The sequence below is a fragment of the Anaerofilum hominis genome (genome assembly GCF_014287275.1).
In the GTDB taxonomy this organism is placed as follows: domain Bacteria; phylum Bacillota; class Clostridia; order Oscillospirales; family Ruminococcaceae; genus Pygmaiobacter; species Pygmaiobacter hominis.
Window position 1 is genome coordinate 695,881 of the sequence record NZ_JACONZ010000001.1, and the last position, 19,276, is coordinate 715,156.

The 19,276-nt window shown below is 62.5% G+C and carries 16 protein-coding genes; 2 read left to right on the forward strand and 14 right to left on the reverse strand.

Annotation, left to right across the window (positions count from 1 at the left end):
* Positions 1–64: 64 nt before the first annotated feature.
* From H8S23_RS03090 to H8S23_RS03110, 5 genes are all read right to left on the reverse strand, one after another.
* Positions 65–1,846 (reverse strand): adenine deaminase C-terminal domain-containing protein, encoded by a 1,782-nt coding sequence (locus H8S23_RS03090; protein ID WP_243165815.1) that lies wholly within the window; start codon positions 1,844–1,846, stop codon positions 65–67.
* Positions 1,847–2,226: 380 nt separating this feature from the next.
* Complete coding sequence (locus H8S23_RS03095) at positions 2,227–2,883, reverse strand: GyrI-like domain-containing protein (RefSeq protein WP_186886833.1); 657 nt, start codon at positions 2,881–2,883, stop codon at positions 2,227–2,229.
* Positions 2,884–2,896: 13 nt separating this feature from the next.
* Entirely contained in the window at positions 2,897–3,691 is a 795-nt protein-coding gene (locus tag H8S23_RS03100) for a MerR family transcriptional regulator (protein WP_186886834.1), read from the reverse strand.
* A gap of 205 nt (positions 3,692–3,896) precedes the next feature.
* A complete protein-coding gene (locus tag H8S23_RS03105; protein WP_186886835.1) occupies positions 3,897–4,802 on the reverse strand; it encodes a DMT family transporter in 906 nt (301 codons plus the stop codon).
* Positions 4,803–5,452: 650 nt separating this feature from the next.
* Positions 5,453–6,076 (reverse strand): hypothetical protein, encoded by a 624-nt coding sequence (locus tag H8S23_RS03110; protein WP_186886836.1) that lies wholly within the window; start codon positions 6,074–6,076, stop codon positions 5,453–5,455.
* Between the two features lie 429 nt (positions 6,077–6,505).
* Between H8S23_RS03110 and H8S23_RS03115 the strand changes: the two genes are divergently transcribed.
* Positions 6,506–7,138 (forward strand): bifunctional 4-hydroxy-2-oxoglutarate aldolase/2-dehydro-3-deoxy-phosphogluconate aldolase, encoded by a 633-nt coding sequence (locus H8S23_RS03115; protein ID WP_243165816.1) that lies wholly within the window; start codon positions 6,506–6,508, stop codon positions 7,136–7,138.
* Between the two features lie 752 nt (positions 7,139–7,890).
* Here the strand turns inward: H8S23_RS03115 and H8S23_RS03120 are convergent.
* The 9 genes from H8S23_RS03120 to H8S23_RS03160 all read right to left on the reverse strand — a co-directional run bounded on the left by H8S23_RS03120 (position 7,891) and on the right by H8S23_RS03160 (position 18,100).
* A complete protein-coding gene (locus tag H8S23_RS03120) occupies positions 7,891–8,646 on the reverse strand; it encodes an exodeoxyribonuclease III (RefSeq protein WP_186886837.1) in 756 nt (251 codons plus the stop codon).
* A 740-nt stretch (positions 8,647–9,386) separates the two neighbouring features.
* Positions 9,387–10,103, reverse strand: a complete 717-nt coding sequence (locus tag H8S23_RS03125; protein ID WP_186886838.1) for a hypothetical protein — start codon at positions 10,101–10,103, stop codon at positions 9,387–9,389.
* A 15-nt stretch (positions 10,104–10,118) separates the two neighbouring features.
* The gene (locus H8S23_RS03130) at positions 10,119–10,802 is read right to left on the reverse strand and encodes a hypothetical protein (RefSeq protein ID WP_186886839.1); all 684 of its coding nucleotides are present in this window, start codon (positions 10,800–10,802) and stop codon (positions 10,119–10,121) included.
* On the reverse strand, positions 10,799–11,713 hold the full coding sequence (locus H8S23_RS03135) for an ABC transporter ATP-binding protein (protein WP_243165817.1): 915 nt from the start codon (positions 11,711–11,713) through the stop codon (positions 10,799–10,801). The genes H8S23_RS03130 and H8S23_RS03135 overlap by 4 nt, the downstream gene beginning before the upstream one ends.
* Before the next feature lie 23 nt (positions 11,714–11,736).
* Positions 11,737–12,111 carry a GntR family transcriptional regulator gene (locus tag H8S23_RS03140; protein ID WP_186886840.1) on the reverse strand — a complete coding sequence of 125 codons (375 nt, stop codon included), beginning with the start codon at positions 12,109–12,111 and terminating at the stop codon, positions 11,737–11,739.
* A gap of 781 nt (positions 12,112–12,892) precedes the next feature.
* Entirely contained in the window at positions 12,893–14,065 is a 1,173-nt protein-coding gene (locus tag H8S23_RS03145) for an amidohydrolase (RefSeq protein WP_186886841.1), read from the reverse strand.
* A gap of 39 nt (positions 14,066–14,104) precedes the next feature.
* The gene (locus tag H8S23_RS03150) at positions 14,105–15,289 is read right to left on the reverse strand and encodes an amidohydrolase (RefSeq protein ID WP_186886842.1); all 1,185 of its coding nucleotides are present in this window, start codon (positions 15,287–15,289) and stop codon (positions 14,105–14,107) included.
* A gap of 251 nt (positions 15,290–15,540) precedes the next feature.
* Positions 15,541–16,752 (reverse strand): hypothetical protein, encoded by a 1,212-nt coding sequence (locus H8S23_RS03155; protein ID WP_243165818.1) that lies wholly within the window; start codon positions 16,750–16,752, stop codon positions 15,541–15,543.
* Positions 16,753–16,807: 55 nt separating this feature from the next.
* On the reverse strand, positions 16,808–18,100 hold the full coding sequence (locus H8S23_RS03160) for an L-cysteine desulfidase family protein (RefSeq protein ID WP_186886843.1): 1,293 nt from the start codon (positions 18,098–18,100) through the stop codon (positions 16,808–16,810).
* Between the two features lie 427 nt (positions 18,101–18,527).
* On the opposite strand from H8S23_RS03160, the gene H8S23_RS03165 reads away from it, so the two are divergent.
* Complete coding sequence (locus H8S23_RS03165; RefSeq protein ID WP_186886844.1) at positions 18,528–19,046, forward strand: GNAT family N-acetyltransferase; 519 nt, start codon at positions 18,528–18,530, stop codon at positions 19,044–19,046.
* The last annotated feature ends 230 nt before the right edge of the window (positions 19,047–19,276 follow it).

Below are 19,276 nucleotides of genomic sequence, written 5' to 3' on the forward strand. Positions count from 1 at the left end.
AGCGCCGGTCGCCCAGCGCTGTTTTTTTCGTCGTTTGTTGATCCGCGGCAGCCGCCGCCCCGGCTCAGTCTTTCGGGAATTGCTCGTAGAACCGCTGCGTCCTGCCGTCGAACAGCCCCTTGTCGGTGATGACCGCGTTTTGGGTACAGGCCAGCGAGACCAGCGACAGCTTCATCATGCGGCCCGGGCGCTCAAAGATCGCGTCGGTGGCCTGCTCCTGCCGGGCGATGGCGGGCACCAGTTCCCGGCAGGGCAGTTCGCTCATCAGGCCCGCCACCGGCAGTTCCAGCAGGCCGGTGACCCGGCCGTCCTGCACCGTGCAAAAACCGCCCCCGCAGCGGGCAAGCGCCTGCGCCGCGGCATAGCCGTCCTCCGGCCGCCGGTAGCACAGGGTCAGGTTGTGGCAGTCATGGCTGACGGTGGTGGCCATCGCGCCATCGCGCAGATAGAGGTGACGGGCCACCGACACCGTGCCCTCGCCCGAGCCATGCCGGTTCCACACTGCGATAAAGCAGAGGTCCTCCCGGCCGGAGAGGTCCACCAGCCCGTCCTTTACCGGCAGCACCTCATAGAACAGGTCGCTGCGGGCAGTGGGGGTGTCGTAGTCCAGCACCGCCACCTTGACGGTATCGCCCGCGCCCCCGGGCGCGCGCAGAGCCAGCGACTCGGGGCCCGTGAGGCCCGCGATGCGCACCGTACCGCCGCGCACCGCGGCGGGGATGGGCTGCGCGGGCGTTTCGTTCACCAGCCTGCCGCCCTCGGCCACCAGTGCGCCCTCGAAAAAGACCGCATAGGGGTCGCGGCCGTCCAGCTCGTCCAGCAGCTGCATGTCGGCAACATAGCCCGGCGCGAGCGCCCCCAGATCGTCGATGCGGGCGCTGCGGGCCGAATTGTAGGTGGACCAGCGCAGCGCGTCCATAGGGTGCACGCCCTGGCGCAGCACCGACTTGATCAGCCGGTTCACATGGCCGGTCTCCAGCAGGTCTTTTGCGTGGACGTCGTCGTTGCACAGGCAGACGTGGTCGGTATACCGCATGCCTTTCAGCCCCTCCACCAGCTGGGGCATGGTGCTGGCCCCCAGCGAGTTTTCCTGCAGGTCCACATAGAGCCCGGCGTGCAGGTTCTCCACCACCTCCCAGCTGTCTCGGATGCTGTGGTTGTCGCTGGGGCCAGCCAGCGCGTAGGCGGCAATGGCGCCGCCCTCCAGTTTGGGCGCGTGGCCCTGGATGAGCATATCCCGCGCCAGGCCCTCGCCCGCAATGCCGCGCATCTTTTCAGAGCCGTGGGTCACATTGTAAAAATCCATCAGTTCCGCCACGCCGAAAACGCCGTCGGTCTCCAGCAACTGGGCGATCTCCTGCGGGCCGAAAGTTGCCCCGTTGCCCTCTGCGCCGGGCACCGACGGCAGGCAGGACGGGGCCAGGTTGAACTGGCGCACCGGCGAAGCCTTGGCGTTTTCGATCATAAAGCGCACCCCGTCCACGCCCAGCACATTGGCGATCTCATGCGGGTCCACAAAGACGCTGGTGGTGCCGCAGAGGACCGCGGCCCTGCCGAAATTTTCCGGCGTCATCATGGTGCTCTCGATGTGCATGTGGATATCGATGCAGCCCGGGGCCAGATACCGCCCGCCGCCGTCGTAGACGGCGCGGCTCTCCTGTTCCGCCTGTCTGCCCTTTTCACGCACCCGCACCACCACGCCGTCCAGCACATCCACCTCGGCGGGGTAGATCTCGCCGGTGATGACGTTGACAAAACGCACATTTTTTACGGTCAGGTCACAGGGCTCCTGCCCCATCGCCGCGGCGACCAGCCTGCGGCGGTCGAGATCCTTTTTTACTCGCATCTTTCGGCTTCCTTTCCGGCCGGGGGCTCGCCGCCCGGCTCTTACTTTTTTAGTATAACATATCCGTGCCCGGTGTGCCATTCCTTTGCGCGCCGCAAAGACGGCCGCGCATCTTTTTCAAAGCTTTCCCACGCCGGCGGTTGCCCTAAAGTGCGCTTCAGGGCCTAAAACAGGGGACGCCGCCCGCACTGTCTGTCTTGGCCCGGCGAAAAAATGCGTTTTGAAATTCTTGAAGCCCCGCGCCGGAAAAAGGAAAACGGCGGCGCACCGCGCATTCCAGCGCACGGCCCGCCGCCGTTTGTTTACAGGACATCTGCAGTCCCGGCCCGGGCCCCCTGCCCCGGCATGCGCCCTCTCAGGGGGCAGAGGCGTCTTTTCTTTTACCCGTCGGCCCCGCGGGCCACCGGGTGGCGCAGCACGGTGCGCAGCCGCTCGGGCGCGGTGCGCCGCGGGTCGCCCAGATACAGCTCGTGGTGACGGCGGCCGTTTTCAAGATCCTCGCGGCAGCCGCTGTCCCGGACGAACTGCTGCATCCGCGCCAGCGTGGCGGGCTCCGTGTCGTAGGGGCCCACGTGCATCGCCTGTACGCAGAGGCCCTCGCAAAAGGTCTCCAGCCGCGCGGGGGAGAGGTCCAGCTCCGGCTTCTTTTTTGCCAGAGCCTCCTTTGCCCAGCAGAACACTTCCGGGGTGACGAATTCCGGCTGGCGGATCATGGAGGTCCAGCAAAAGCGCGATTTGTCGGGCGCGCTCTCCCCCTGCCAGAGGGCGTCCTCGCTCCACCACAGCCCCTCCAGCGGCGGCACCACATACTCAAAATAGCCCTCGGGCGCGCTGCCGCTTTTCCTGCTCATCTTGATGGTGAAAGTCAGGCCATACAGCAGCCCCACCGCCTGCTGGTAGCTGCCGCCCTCCTCATTTGGGTCCCCCCTGCCGTCCACCATGATAAAGGTCATGGGGGGCACCTCCACCAGTGCCGGGGCCTGTTTGGGGTGGTACAGGTCGGGAAATTCTTTTTTGTAGTCCCGTTTTCCGTCCATTCTGTGCTGCCTCCTATTCCGCCGGCCGCACCGGCACCGCGATCTCGGTGCGGTAAGCGTCGGCATTGCCCTTAAAGATCATGCCCGGCCCCTTGTGATAGATCTCCCGCGAGGGGGACAGACAGTTCAGCCCCTGCGCCCGGGCCGTGTCCAGCAGCCGCTTGTAAGCCGGGCCCAGGTTGTCGTAGGGGCCGATATGCAGCAGGCTGAGCGCCTTTGCCCCGGCCAGACGTTTCGCCCCGCGCGTGCCCTCGCGCACGGGCAGGCAGAGTTCGATATCGGCGTCCCCCTCCCGGTACTCCTCGTCGTAGTAAAGGCTGAAAGGCGGTCCGCACGCGCTGCCCTTTGCCGCCTTGTACAGCGCCCCGATGTGAGCGCCCACCTCCGGGTAAGCGCCGCAGAAGCGGGCGCTCAGCACCCACAGCGCGGGCAGGGTCTTCTGTTCCGGCTCCATCGCTTTATCCTCCCCCTTTTGCTGTGAAAAAGAGGCGAGGGCCTTTTCCAGCGCGTCGATCTGCGCCTGCTTTCTGCGCACCTCCCGCTCCAGCAGGGAGCGCTTTTCCTGCAGATAGACTGCCAGCTCGTCGTCGCTGCCGCTGCCGCGCAGCACGTCCCGCAGCTCGGCGATGGAAAAGCCGAAGCGGCGCAGCAGCGCGATGCGGCGCGCGGTCTGATAGTCCTCCTCGCTGTAGAGCCGATAACCGCTTTCATCCCGCGCCGAGGGCCGCAGCAGCCCCTGTTCATCGTAATAGCGCAGCGCCTTGACCGTCAGGCTGGTGATCTTTGAAAACGCTCCGATCCGATACATCCGGCCGCGCCTCCTTTCCTGTCAACAGCATAAACCCTCCCCCGCGGGGGAGAGTCAAGCACTTTTTGTCGGCCATGGAGGGGAAAGCAACCGAGGCCCCGGCGAAAGATCGAAGCAGCGAGCAGATACAGCAAATAGTATCTCTGCGGCATCCGTCCTGTCCCGCTTGCCGGGGCGGCCGATAAAGCGGCGGCTCCCCGTTGCCTCATCTTTTTGTCTCAGCCGCCGCAGCCAGGCTGGAAGCGGCGATCCCCACCGCTACCAGCGCGATCCCCAACCAGCCCAGCGGCGAAGGCGGCGCGTCCCCCAGCAGCAAAATCCCTCCCAGCAAAGTGAAAAGCACTTCTCCCGCCTGGGTCGCCTCCACCGCTGCCAGCATGGCGGGCTGTTCCCGCACCTGATCGGTCGCCTTGAAAAACAGTACGGTGGCGATGATCCCGGAAAAAACGGCGACCAGCAGCGACTGAAGCACTTGTCCCCCGCCGGGCGCGCCCGCCGTACCCCACGCCACGGCCGAAATTGCCAGCCAGAACGGGAGGCTGCAAAGGCTCATGCCAAATACCCGCTGCAGGGCGGTCAGCCCGCCCCCACAGTGCTGCATCATTTTGCGGTTGCCCAGCGGATAGGAAAAAGCCGCCGCTACCACCAGCGCCACGCAGATGGAGAGCCCCTCCCCCGGGCCGCCGGGACGCACCTGCAGCAAAAAGACGCCCGCTACCACCAGCAGAGCGCACAGCAGCGTCCGCACCGGTATCCTGCGGCCAAACAGCGGCGTCAGCAAGATCCCTGCCGGAATGGTCAGCTCCCAGCAGGCTGCCACAAACCAGGACTCTCCAAAGGATGAAGCCAGGGTCAGCGGCAGATAAAACAGGCCGAAACCCACTGTGCTCCAGAGCAGCCACTGCCCCGGCGCCTCCCGCACCGAGCGCAGGACCGGCCGCCAGCCGCCCCGAGGCAGCAGCAGCAAAAACAGGATCGGCGTCAGCAGCAGATACCGCAGCGAAGCGCTCCAGAGCGGACTTCCGCCCGCCAGTTCCATGCTTCGGTTAAGTACAAAGGTAAAAGCAAAAAAGAAAGAGGACACGCCCCCCAGCAAAATTGCTTTTTTCAAGACGATCCACCATCCTCCCTCACAAGCTTTTTTCTCTCCCGCCCCGGCAGCCGCCGTCCATCTTTCCGGCCCTGCCGCCTGCCCGCTGTGCTTTTCGCAGCGTTCCGTCCCCCGGCGGTTTGACTCCATCATTTTATCAAATCAGCCTTTGAGAAACAATCCCGGCTCTATCCGGCGGTCCGGTTCCTGTCCTCCCCCTGTCCCCCTCTTTCTTCGAGACGGTCCGAAGAGAAAAAAGAGGGCTGGCGGCCCCGATCGATCCTTATATTTTTTCACTCTTTGCATGCTGCCCGGGGCAGGCGCGGCCTGTAAGCGGCCGGTCCTGCCGCGCCGCCCCCTGTCAACCGCATAAGCCCTCCCCTGCGGGAGGGCGTCAAACGTTTTTTCCATTTCCTCTGCGCAAAAAAAGGCTGCGCGCGCCAGCGCTGCCGCAAAACCCGGCCAAAAGAAAAAAAGGCTCTCGCACGGCGGCCGTGTCCCCCTCGCTTCTGCGGGGCAATGGAAAGCCGCAGACGGGCCAAGCGGCTGTTCTGGGACTGTTTTGCCGCTTCAGCATAAAAAACGCCGGGGAGAAACGCCGGCTCCCTCTCCCGCTCCGCATCTCTCCCGCGGCCGGGCCGCACGGCTGCGCCGCTCTCTTGCGGCGGCCCTTAGCGCTTCAGCTCCGCTTCCAGCGCTCTCTGCCATCGTTCCAGCTGCGCATCCCGCGCCGTTCCCTCCAGCAGAGCGACACAGAGCAGCCGCAGCCCCTGCGGCAGAGGCTGCCGCAGCGCGCGGGCCAGCAGGGCCGGATGTTCCACGCCGCTTTGCGCCAAACGGCGGGCGATGCCCGCGCATTTGAGCTGCCGCTTTGCCGAGGGCATCAGACCGTACAGCACCAGCCAATCCTCCAGCGCCATAAAAGGGACCGGCTGGCCCTCCAGTTCCACCGTCTGCGCCACGCTCTCGCGGTCAAATGCCAGAAAGTGATCCCCCTCCGGGCAGCGGGTGCCGTAACCCGCGATAAGATCCAATTCCTCTCCCTCGATCTCAAAGCCGGTCATCCGTCGGCTGATGAAAGGCGGTTTTGGGGGACGCGGCTGTTCCTGCCCCAGCGCCCCCAAAACACGGCGAAGCACCTCAAGATCCGCCTCCGCGGTCACCAGATCCAGATCGTTCGCCCCCTGTGCCAGGCCGTGCCGCTCCAGCAGCGCGCTGCCGCCCACGGCCCAGAGCGCCTCTGGCGGGACAGCGGCCGCAATGCGGGCCAGCACCCGCCGCTGCGCTGCCCTCATCGTGCTGCTCTCCCTGCCGCGCGTTTTAAAAAGGCCTTTTTCCGCGCTGTTCCTTTTTGTCCCGTAAGCTTTGTCATAAAGTTCTCCTTTCCCGCGGGCCCTTTCCCCTTTGCGGCCCGCTCTTCGCCCGCGCCCTGCCGCCGGGCCAAAACCGCCCTTGCCGACGATGCGGGCGCAGCGTCCTGCCGCCTTTGCGGCCGGTCCGCATCTTGCAGTGCACCGCCCCCGTCAAGGGCGCTGCGGGCAGCGATGCCCAAATTTTATCGCTTTTTGTCGATCCTTTCGCTATTCTTTAAAATTTCAGACATTTCTTACAAAGATTTTCTTTTTCTTTGCCGCCTTTTGGTGTATAATAGTGCCATTAGACTATTGCGCGGCCCTTTTGCTGTTTCACCTGTCCCGGCCGCCTGAAAGCGAGGAACTCTCTGCATGAAATCGATGACAAAAAAAGAGGCGATGGCCGCTCTGCGCGGCAAGTGCGTCGCCCTGATCCGTTTTGACGACTTTGACACCGCGAAAGCGGTGGCCCATGCGGTGGCGGAGGCCGGTATCGGCGCCATCGAAGTCACCTTTACCGTCAAAGACGCCCCCCGCCTGATCCGTGAACTGAACGACGAGTTCGGCAACGATGTGCTGGTGGGCGCGGGCACCGTGTTGTCGGCGCAGCAGGTGGAAAGCGCCTACGAAAACGGGGCCGACTTTGTCACCAGCCCCTGTATCCTGCCCGAGGTAGGCGCGGCCTGTAAGCGGCTGGACCTGCTGTGCAGCATGGGAGCCGCCACCGCCAATGAGGCCTACCAGAGCTATCTGGCGGGCAGCGATCTGATCAAACTGTTCCCGGGCTCGTCCATCGACCCTGACTTTATCGAGGCGGTCAAGGCGCCGCTGCCGTTTTTGGAGTTCATGCCCACCGACGGCGTGGACTACAGCAATATCGGCCACTGGTTTGAAAGCGGCGCTTACGCCGTGGGCATCGGCAGTTATCTCACCGCCGGCATCGACAAGGACCACTTGACCGAGGCCGCCAGCCGCTGCAAATTGCTGCTGAACGCCATCAAATGACATCTGAAGATCGCGAGACAGGGCTGCCGCGGCAGCCCTGTTTTTTTGTCCCCACGGCCGCTGGGCTTGCCGCCCTGCCGTTTCTGTGCGGGGGAGGCTCAGTTCTCTTTGTTTGCCCGGGTAAAAAGCATTCCCTGCTGTGCCGGAGGCAAAAAAAAGGGGGCCCGATATCGACCCCAGCGGACAACAAAGGAGCGTCCCGCCGCAGCAGAGGGCTTTGGCTCGCGTCAAAAGCGCCTGTTTGCAGATCGTGGGACAGACAGAGCAGACGAGAAAAGTTTGCCGCCTCCCGAAAGGGCCGCGGGCCTCTGCCCTTTCGGGGCCCGCCTCTGCGCAGGGGGCAGGCACAGGGCATCCACCGGCGCTTCCCGCCGCGGCCTTTTTGCTGAGAAAAAGAAAACGGCTGCGCAGGCCCTGGCGTCCGCCGCGGAAAGAACAAGCGCACCCGCAGCCCGCGGCCCTTTCCGCCCACAGCCGCGGCTCTCACCCGGAAGCGGAAAGCATGCGTCCGCCGCCCGAAAAAGGCAGTGCGGGATACAGCAACCCCCTGAACGCGCTGCGGTCAGGGCCGCGACGGCTTTTGCGGTGCCTCAAAAACAGAAAAAGCGCGCGGCGGAACGGCGCGTTTGCAGCCGTGCCGCCCTTTCTCTCCCGAAAAGCGCTGTCCCGGGCGGGTAGGGGCCCTGCCAAAAAGCATGCCGACAGGGTCCGCTGTCCCGCGCAGCGGGTTTTGTTTTTCCGCCTTTTTCCCCTCAAAAATTCAGTTCCAGCCCCACCGGGCAGTGATCGCTGCCCGTGACCTCGGGCCAGATGGCGCTGTCCACCACCGCGCCGCGCAGCCGCTCGCTGATGATGAAATAGTCGATGCGCCATCCCGCGTTGTTGGCGCGGGCGTTGAACATATAGCTCCACCAGCTGTAAGCGCCTGTCTTTTCCGGGTAAAGGGCGCGGAAACTGTCCAGAAAACCGCTCTGCAGCAGCTCCGTCATCTTGCCCCGCTCCTCCGCCGTGTAGCCGGAGTTCCCCTCGTTGCTTTTGGCGTTTTTCAGGTCAATGGGCTGATGCGCCACATTCAGGTCGCCGCAATAGACCACCGGCTTTTTCCCGTCCAGGCCGCAGAGATAAGCGCGCATCGCGTCCTCCCACTGCATGCGGTACTCCAGCCGTTCAAGCCCCCGCTTGGAGTTGGGGGTATAGCAGTTGACCAGATAAAATTCAGGGTATTCCAGCGTGATGACCCGGCCCTCGTGATCGTGCTCTTCAATGCCCAGGCCGTAGGTGACCGCCAGGGGCTCGCGCCGCGCAAAGACCGCCGTGCCGGAGTAGCCCTTGCGCTCCGCACTGTTCCAATACTGCCGGTAGCCCGGCAGTTCCAGTTCCGCCTGGCCCTGCTGCATCTTGGTCTCCTGGACACAAAAGACGTCGGCGTCGAGCTGGCTGAAAAAGCCCTGAAACCCCTTGGTCAGGCAGGCCCGCAGGCCGTTGACGTTCCAGGAGATCAGTTTCATGAAATCGCCCTCCTTTGGGACATGCGTCCCGCACATCGTTTCGTGGATATTGTAGCATATCCGACAAAAAAAGACGAGGGCGGACAGCACGGAAGCGGCGGGCGCCCGGCTCCCGCGCGGGAAACGGCGGTGGGCTTTGAGTGCGCGGCCGTGGGGCGCGCGGGCTTTGGGGGGATGGCTGACTTTGGGGCCGACAGGCGCGGAGGCGCGCGGGCTTTGGGGGATGGCTGGCTTTGGGGCCGACGGGCTTGGAGGCGGACGCCCGGCGGGGGCGCGGGCGGGCCGCTTACGGCAGGCCCCCTTTCAGGCCGGACATCCGGGATATCCCCCAAAGAGCGGTCCGGTCTCCGCGCGCGGGTCCTGCCCGGCCGGCGGCGTGGCCGCGCTGGGCTGTAAAATCGTTTTTTCTCTGATCGCCTCATGGGGGATGCGCGGAAAGATTTTTCCCGCCGTCCCCTTTTGCCGTAAGCGGTCGGGATGCCGGCCGCCTCGGGGGCCTGCTCCCGATGGCCCTGCTTATTTCTGTTTCCTCCGCCGCCCTCCTCCCTCGCCCGGCGCGCGGCCAAAATTTTTTGAAAGCTGCTTTCGCTGCCGCGCGGGGGAGTCCCAACACAAAAAGAGGCGCTTTCCGGGGGTACCTGCCCAGCCAGAAAGCGCCTCTTTGGTGCGCCCGTTTTCTTTTTACTCTTTTCCCCTTTCGCCGCAGCCGCGGCGTCTCTTTTTTTATTCCTGATCTCCGCTCAGGCTTCCGCCCGCTTGTGCCGGCTCATCAGCAGGGTGGCGAAGAACGCCAGCACCGTGCAGACCAGCCCTACCACGCCCCATGCGGTGAGGCTGAAACCGGTGAACAGGCCCGCAAGAGCGCGCCCGGCGCGGGTGAGGATCGAGTCTTTCCCCTCTGAGGCCTCCATCATGCGGGGCAGCACGAGAAAGCAGAACATCCACAGCGCCCACAGCACCCAAAACGCCTTTTTCCCAAAGCGGGCCAGCAGCGCCCCCACAAAGTTCGCCAGCACCACCCCGCCCAGCAAAAATGCCGCGGCGAGGGCGGGGTTCAGCACCACCGCCAGCACCTGCTGCACCTGCTGCCGCCCTGCCTCCCCCATGCCGGGGATCAGCCATACCTCCAGGACGAAAAGTACCAGCGCGAGCAGCGCGCAGAGCAGCAGCGATAAAGTGCTGACCACATAGTGTCCCAGCAAAAATCCTTTTCTGGTGCGGCTCATCAGGATCGCGTTGTTAAGGCCCAGCACGAACTGCCCGCCGACGCAGAACAGCACCACTGCCAGCCCGATGATGCCAAAGACCGACCCCAGCGGAAACTCCTGCGGCATATCGGTGACGACGGTGAGAAAAAGCCCCAACAGCTTGCCCACCAGAAAAGCCCCCAGCACGATCATCAGCTCCTGCGCTAGTGCAGGGCACTGTACTTTCCATTCTTTTTTGATCGCAGTCATCGTCGCGCCCCCCTCTCAGCTTTTGACCGCCGTGCGGCGGAAAAAGATCCAGGTCACGGCGGCCAGCACCGCCGAACCGGCCACCGCCAGCCCCGCTATGCCCGCGGCGGGAAGCCCGGCGGCCCACTGCAGCAGCCGCGCCGCCAGATTGTCTTCCACCTGGCTGGAAGCGGCAAAGATCCCAAACACCCCGCCGGCAAACAGACAGATCACAAAGATGACAAGGCCGTACAACAGCATCGCCCATTTGCCGTACCGGTAGGCCAGCAGCCCGGCCAGCTCGCCGGCGCCGTCCAACAGCAGCAGGCTGCCGAAAGCCAGCAGCGCGGTGCCGCCAAGGGCTTCCTGCGGGCCGCCGAACAGCTTCAGGCTGCCGAACATGACCGCGCAGCCCAGACCGCAGAACAGCACCTTGATCAGCTGCTGCACCACAAAGATACCGCCGCGGGTGCTTCCCAGCGAAAGATAGTTGGGCGCGCAGACCGCGTAAAAGTTAAGGCTGATGCCCATGCTCCACAACATGCAGGACACCGGGATGTAGACGACAAAATTCTGCCCTACCGTCTGGGCAATGGCGTCCACCGGCGCGGTGAGGGCCGAAAACAGACACAGCGCCAGCACGGTGATCAGCACGCCGCCCGCCGAGAGCAGGGCGGTGTGTCCCTGGCAGCGCAGGTTGCGCAAAAGGGAATCTCTCATTTTGTCTCCCCCTCCGCCGTCTCGTCGCCGCACAGGGCGACAAACAGTTTTTGCAGGCTGAGCGGCGCGATATCCACCGCGTGTCCGTCGGTGCAGCGGCGGATATCGCCGCCCGGCTCAGTCGAAACATAGGCCGTTTTGCCCCGTCCCATCCGGTCCACATGGTGTACATCCAACCCGGCGCAGGCCGCGTCCACCTCATCCTCCCGGCCGCTGACGGCCCAGAAGCGCGCCACCAGCCCGACGGTATCCTCCACCAGCTTCAGCCGCCCCTCGTGCAGGATGATGACCTTTTCAAAGACGTTGGCCGCCTCTTCGATGATGTGGGTGGAGACGATAAAGGTGCGCCCGGTCTCGGTGTAATCCTCGATCAGCAGCTGATAAAACCGCTCGCGGGAGACGATGTCCAGCCCGGCCACCGGTTCGTCCAGGATGGTGATGTCCGCGCGGCTGGCCAGGGCGACGATGATGGTGACCATCGACAGCATGCCCTTGCTCAGCTTGGCGATCCGCTTTTTCACGTCCAGCCCAAACAGGCCGATCAGCCGCTCGGCATACGCTTTGTCCCAGTTGGGGTAATAGGCCGCCGCCATGCGCAGATATTCCTTTACCTTGTAGGACGCGTTGCCGAACGCGTTCTGCGGGTTCAGCTCCCGCGAGAAGCAGAGGTGATCGAGCATTTTCTGGTTTTCCCACACCTGCTGGCCGCCCAGCGTGACGGTGCCGCTGCTGGCGGGGTTTTGGGCGGTGAGGATGGACAGCAGCGTGGTCTTGCCCGCCCCGTTGCGTCCGATCAGTCCGTAGATGCGGCCCGGCTCGATCTCCAGTGTAACGTCGTCCAGCACCCGCTTGCCGCCGTACTCCTTGCTGACATGCTCGCAGCGCAGTGTCATATCGTTTCTCGCTTCCATAGCTTCCTCCCAAATCAATCGTATTATTTTTTCTCTTCTCTCGCCCGGCGGATCATCTCCACCAGCTCGTCCTCGCTGATCGAGAGGCTGCGCGCCTCTTCCACCAGGCTGACGATAAAGCTGTCGTAAAAGCTGTTTTTGCGCTTGGCAATGATCTGCTGCTTTGCGCCCGATGCGACAAACATACCGATCCCCCGTTTCTTGTACAGGATCCCCTGTTCTACCAGCAGATTGATGCCTTTTGCCGCAGTGGCCGGGTTGATGGAATAGGCCCGTGCCAGTTCATTGGTGCTGGGCACCCGCTCCTCCTCCAGCAAAATGCCCCGCAGGATATCGTTCTCGATGCTTTCGCCGATCTGCAGGTAGATGGACTTTTCATCCGATAAATTCAAGTTCAAACAGTTCACCTCTCCCTCTGGCCCACGAGGTTCGTAGGTTCATTACTTGTGTAATTAACTATATACCCAGTATAGTGATTTGTCAAGCATTTCACAAAATTTTTCTTGCGAAGCGCAGCGGACCGGCAAAAACGGCCGATCAGACGGAGCTGCATCCCGTCCCAGTGCGGCAGACCGGCGAACGGACGGCCAAGAAATAGCTTTGCGGCTATTTTTTATTGCTCCGCAATAAAAAACATCTTATCTTGATGGCCCGCCCTCGCCGCTCGCGCGGCAACCGGGCGAGTGGCCCAAAAAATAGCCGCTATGCGGCTATTTTTTATTGCTGCCCCACCGCTGCCCCGTATGAAAAACGGCCATCCCGGTGCAACGCGCCCGGATGGCCGGCGATGGCGACTGCTCCCATAACGGCAGCACGGATGCGCAAACGGACGGCGGCTGCGCTGTTGTTTGTTCTGCCGCGTTTCTGTTTGCTTCCCGGCGCCTGTCCCGCCGGGCGGCCCAAAGGCCTGTGCGCCCGTCTGCTCTTTCCCCCCGGGCCGCAGCCGCGCCTGCCGCCGCGCCGCGGCAAGTCGCATTCCTTGTGTTCCGCGAGACCGCACGCCGGGTGCGATAAGGGTGCGGACGCGCGCCAAACGCCGCGTCAGTGCTTCCAAAAAAGCGACCTGCCGGGGTAGCCTTTGTCCCTCTGCCCGACAAAAAAACGGACACATCCCAAAAGGGCGCGTCCGTTTTTTTGTCCTGTGTACCGCTCTGCGGGCCGTTTTTTGAGGCCGGCCGCTCAGGCATTCGCCTCCAGGAAGTCGAAAGCGAACTGGGCGTACATCGCCGCGCCGCGTTTCAGCACATCCTCGGGGACGTCGTATTTCTCGTGGTGGTTGATATAATGATGCTCTGCATCCCGGCTGCCCAGGAAGCAGTAGATACCCGGCACCTTTTCCATAAAGAAAGCATAGTCCTCGCTGCCCATCATGGTGGGCAGGTGGCCCAGGGCCTCCTCGCCGTACAGCTTGATCACCGCGTCCTGCGCGATCTTGTTCAGGTCCTCATTATCGTTGATCAGCGGCGGCGTCATGTGGCTGTACTTGGTCACATTCGCCGTGGCGCCAAAGGCGGCGGCGGTGTTGCTGACGATGCGCTGCATATCCTCCTGAATGGTCGCCAGCGTCTCGCGGGAGAAGGTGCGCACCGTGCCCTCCAGCACCACCTTGTTGGCGATAATGTTGAAGCGCTGGCCGCCGTTGATGGTGCCCACGGTGACGACGCAGGGGTTCAGCGGGTTGTTGTTGCGGGAGACGTAGGACTGCAGCTCCTGGATGATGGCGGCCGCGGCCACAATGCCGTCGGTGCCCAGATGCGGGCTGCTGCCGTGGGTGGAGACGCCTTCCACCTCAATGGTGAAGCCGTCACAGCAGGCCATGCGGTTGCCGGCGGAAGCGTCGATGAGGGGCGCGTCAAAATCGCCCCAGATGTGCGCGCCGTAAATGGCGTCCACGCCCTCCAGCACACCTTCAGCGATCATCGCGTTGGCGCCGGTGGCGACCTCCTCCGCGGGCTGGAACAGGATCTTTACCGTGCCGGGCAACTGGTCCTTGATCTCGGTGAGGATCTTTGCGCCGCCCAGCAGCATGGCCATGTGATTGTCGTGGCCGCAGGCGTGCATGGCGCCCTCGTTTTTGCTGGCAAAGGGCAGGCCGGTCTCCTCCACCACGCTCAGCGCGTCGATGTCGGCCCGCAGGGCCACCGTCTTGCCGGGCTTGCCGCCTTTGATGGTGCCCACCACGCCGTTGCAGTTTTTGCACATCTCGACCTCGACGCCCATCGCCTCCAGATCGGCTTTCAGGCTTTTGGCGGTCTCCACCTCGTGCTCGGACAATTCCGGGCAGGTGTGGTAATAACGGCGCCGCTCAATGATATAGGATTCGTATTTTTCAGCGAGTTCACGAACGTTCATGGGTAACACTCCTCTGTTTTTCCATTTTGGGGGCGACGGTCATTCCGCCTTGGCCGCCAGATAATCGACCGCGAACTGGGCGTGCATGGCAGCCCCGCGCTTGAGCACTTCCTCCGGGACGTCATAGTGGTCGTTGTGGTTGCTGGCGCTGTGCTGTGCGTCGTGGCTGCCCAGGAAGCCGAAGACGCCGGGGACCTTCTCCATAAAATAAGCGAAATCCTCGCTGCCCATCATCTTTGGCAGTTCTTTGATGCCCTCTTCGCCGTACAGCTTGATGGCCGCGTCGTGGGCGATCTGGTTCAGGTCGTCCTGATCGTTGATGACCGGGGCCGGGAACGCCTCGTACTTGAGGGTCGCCTTTGCCTTGTAGGCCGCGGCGGTGGACTCGGCGATGCGGCGGATGAGCGGCTCGATCTGGCCGCGCATCTCACGGGAGTGGGTGCGGCAGGTGCCCTCCATGACAACTTTGCCGGCAACCACGTTCCAGCGCTGGCCGCCGTGGATCTCGCCGATGGAGACCACCAGCCCGTTGAGCGGGTTGTTGTTGCGCGAGACGATGGTCTGCAGGTTCATGATAATGGCCGAGGCCGCCACGATGGCGTCGATCCCCAGGTTGGGGGCGCTGCCGTGAGAGGACGAGCCCTCAACGGTGATCGAGAAGTTATCGCAGCTGGCCATGCGCGCACCGGGCTGCACGTTCAGATAAGGGGCTTCAAGGCCGTCCCAGATGTGTTGGCCATAGATGGCGTCCACCCCGTCCAGCACGCCCTGCTCGATGCAGGGCTCGGCGCCGTGGCAGCTCTCCTCCGCGGGCTGGAAAAACAGCTTTACGTTGCCCTGCAGCTCGTCCCGGACCTCGGTGAGGATCTTCGCCGCGCCCAGCAGCATGGCGATATGGTTGTCGTGGCCGCAGGCATGCATGCAGCCGGGGTTCTCACTGGCAAAGGGCAGACCGGTCTTTTCCTCCACGGGCAGCGCGTCGATGTCGGCCCGCAGCGCCACCGTTTTGCAACCGGGCTTCGCCTTGCCGCCGTAGATCATCGCAGTGCAGCCCGCCAGACCGTCGGTGAAGCGCTTGACCTCCAGGCCCATGCCCTCCAGCTGCGCGGCGATGGCGTCGGTGGTCTTGTACTCCTCCCAGGACAGCTCCGGATGAGCGTGGAACCAGCGGCGCTGCTCGATGACATAGCTCTCAACCTTTTCCGCCAAAGCTTTGATATCCATTGTCGTTCTCCTCCTTTTGTGCCGCGCCTGCGCCGCAGCCGGCCAGGGGCCCCGCTGCGGCGGGTCGCCGTGCGCGCGGCAGGTACTTTGATATTATTATTGTAACACATGCAGGGGGGCTTGAACAGGCATTTCGAGTGATTTGCCGCAACTTTCCGGCCCCTCCCTGCCCCGCCGCCCGCACGAGTTAGTTTAAACTATCTTTGTTTTGCAAAAGAGCGCCCGGTGGCCGCCGGGCGCTCTTGTAAAGCTTACTGCAGGAAACCGGTGAAAATACCGGCGATGATGACCGAGGTGATGGTAACGGTGACGAAACCGCCCACGATCATCTGCGGCAGCATCGTATCCATCAGGTACTGATACTCCTCGTCGTTGCTCGCCAAAGCCTTGGAGGCCTCGGTGGTGAGGATGAGGTTCGGCGGGAAGCCGTACAGCGCGGTCAGCGCAGTGGCAAAAGCCATGAACGGGCTGACCTTCAGCACTTTGCCCACCAGGATGGACAGCACGCCCATGCCCAGAACGCCCACCACGATGATGATGAGCAGCGGTACCAGGATCTGGACCAGCATGGCGGGGGTTGCGGATTTCAGGCCGTCAAAGACAAACAGCATGAGCGCGAAGCAGATGAAGTTGAAGCAGCCGCACTTGTGCAGAATGTCGCGGTCCAAAAAGCCCAGCTCGGTAAACACGATGCCCAGGATCAGGGCCCAAACAGCACCGCTGATGCCGGTCCAGCTGCCGATGTAGAACGCCAGCAGCGCGACCAGAGAGACTTTCAGCAGAGCAAACGCAGAGGTGAAGAACTTGTCGGGCACAGAGGGGATGAGTTTTTTCTTCTCGGGTTCCTCCGCGGTCTTCTCCTCGGCGGCGGCAGTTAACTTGACCTCGCCGGAGCGATAGCCCTTCAGCAGATTGCTGCCCTCTTTTTTGAGGAGAGCGGCAGTGAGCGGATAGCCCACAAAGCCCTGGAAGATGTACATGGCGATCGCCAGCAGAGCGGCCATCTCCAGACCCTTGGCCGCCGCAGCCTCCTGCATGGTGAGCGCCGCGACGATGCCGCCGGTGAGGGGAGGCAGACCGGACACCACATAGTTCCAGTCCACAAGGCCGGTGGCCGCAAGGGCCATGCACAGCCCGATCATGCCCGCAAGGCCGGCAATGCAGATGACGATGATCTTCCACTGTTTGACCAGCTCTTTGATGGAGATGGTGGTGCCCATGTGGGTGATCAGGATGTAAATGCAGATGGGGCTGGTGAACGGGGTCGCAAAACCGGCGATGGAGACGATCTCCTTGGGGAAGAAGGTCCAGTAGCCGACAAGGAACAGGACCGCCGTGACGAAGACGGACGGGACCCACGCCTTGGTGAGGGTCCCGACGACCTCGCCCAGCGCATAGACCAGGGCCACAAAGACAAAGGCCATGATCGGGGACGACGCAATCAGGTCGGTAAATGTTTGCATTGATTTTCCTCCTCTTGATAGAGTGTTGTTTGCTTCCTTTGCAAAAGTATGGCCGTTACTTCTGCTTTGTCAACATCACGTCCAATACGATATTGTCCATGACGGGAGAGCCTTCGTTGCCCAGGCGGACGAAGTTCTTGATCGTCTGCTCCGGGTCTTTGTCCACGATGCCGTCGCTGGGCTGCACGCAGACGTTGTCCAGCGCCATGAACGCGCACTGGAACGCGGTGTTCACACAGGTGCTGATCTTGAGCGCGCAGTCCGCCTTGGCGCCGTCGCAGAGCATGCCGGTGACGTCGCCCAGCATGTTGTTGACCGCGTAGCCGATCTGCTGCACGTTGCCCCCCAGCAGATAGACCAGGCCGCAGGCCGAACCGGTGCCCGCCACGGTGGCGCCGCACAGGCCGCTGAGCAGGCCGAAACGGCAGTGGATATGGATGCCGATCAGGTGGGAGAGGGTCACTGCGCGGAACATCCTATCCTCACTGACGCCCAGTGTTTTGGCCGCGCTGACCACCGGCATGGTGGCGGTGATGCCCTGGTTGCCCGAGCCCGAGTTGGTGACCACCGGCACGTTGGCGCCCGCCATGCGCGCGTCGGCGCCGCTGGCGGTGACCTCCATGGCGTTGGTGACCAGGTCGTCGCTCATATAGCCCGCCTTTTTCGCCTTGGCGATGTTGCGGCCGATATTCAGGCCGTAGTCGCCTTTCATGCCCTCTTCGGCGATGCGGGTGTTGACCGCGATGGCCTGCTCGATCATGTGCAGGTCGTCTTTTTCGCGGTCCAGCTCATTTACAAAATCAAAGATCGTCTGGATGGACAGGGTCTCGTCAATCACGTCCGCCGGCACGCCGCTCACCAGGGTGCCGATCTCGTGGTCGACGACGGCCGCGCCGTCCTCTTCGATATAGACCACGTTGGTGTGAGCGGAGGCGATGATGGCTTTCGCCTGATGGCCGTCGGCGCTTTTGACCTCCACTTCGACATAGAGCTTTTCAGGGGTATCCTTTTTGCCCATGCGCACATGGCCGCCCTGCACCAGCGCGATCGCCATGCGGCGTTCCTCTTCGCTGGCCTCGTCCACCACCTGCAGCTGGCGCTCCACCTTGCCGCCCACGGCGCCCAGCGCCGCGGCGTAGTCGATACCCGTATAGCTCGTTCCGGGGATGCCCGCCGCCATTGCGTTTTTGATGATGTTGACGCTGGCCAACACCGTCAGTTCCGCCACCTCGCCTTTCAAATGAGCCCTGGCGTTTGCGGCGCAAAGCGCGATCGCGGCAGGCTCAGTACATCCGGTGGCGAGTTCCATCTCGCTGTTGAGAATCTCACAGATCAGTTTGTGGTCCATAAGTATCTCCTCCTTACTTCATTTATAATGCGCCGCCCGAAAGCGGCAATTTCCATAAAAGGCGGGGCCGTTAAAAAGATCAGAGATCTTTATTCATAATCTTTTCATAATTATACCGTTTTGAGGGGCCGAATTCAATTCTTTTTCTTCTTTATGACGGAACTACCGCCAATTACACAAAATTTCTCCACCAAGTTTAGCCATTGCGCATATTGAAATCGCAGCCACAGCGCGCTATTTGCCGAAAAAGCGCGGCGCCCGTCTCTGCCGGAAAGCCGCCGCCCCTCTGGGGGAGCGCGAAAAAAGTGCGGAGAAAAATCGGATGCGAGATCAAGAAAAAAGTGGTATTCTTTTGCGGCGCGATGTTATACTATGGGACAGATCTGCAAATTTTGAGAAAACGGCAAAAATGGGACGGAGGACGAAAATGGCTCTGGCTGCAAAGAAATTTTATGGAAGATCGCCCGACTATCCGCTTGTCCAGGCGCTGTACCGGCGCGCTTTCCCTCCCCGGGAACGCATCCCGGGCATCGCCCTGCGATGGATGGCCGCGCATGGGCACCTGGACGCGCTGGCGTTTTGGGAGAAGAAAAAATTTTGCGGCTTTGCCTATCTCGCGGTGCAGGAAAAAACTGTTTTTATCGTATATCTCGCCGTCGACGACCGGCTGCGGGGCCAGGGATACGGCTCGCAGATCTTAAACTGCATCAAGGCCCTGTATCCCGGCAGGACGATTATCCTGGACGTGGAAAAGGCGGACGACAGCGCGGATAATGCCCGGCAGCGGCGGCGGCGCATCGAGTTCTATCGGAGAAACGGATTCTATGAAACCGATCAGACGTTCACGATGAGAGGGGTCAGGTATCGGATCATGTCCACAAAAGCCGACTTTACGGAAAAGGACTATAAGGCTTTCTGGCAAAACGTGGGCAGGAAAAAGACTTAGACACAGCGCGTTGCGGCACAGGCGGCGCATGTCTGCGCGCGGCGGCCCGGCGGTCGCTGCGGGGACAATGCAGGCCAAAACTGTCCGCAGCGGCGGAAAAGCGCCGCGGGCAAAAAGCAGCGGCGGGATGAGCATCAGGAAGCGCGCAGGCGGCCGCCTTTTTTGCCGCGCCGGGAGGTCCGCAGAAAGCAGGCTCCCCTCCCCGCAGCGCCTCGCGCGGGCCGGGGCGC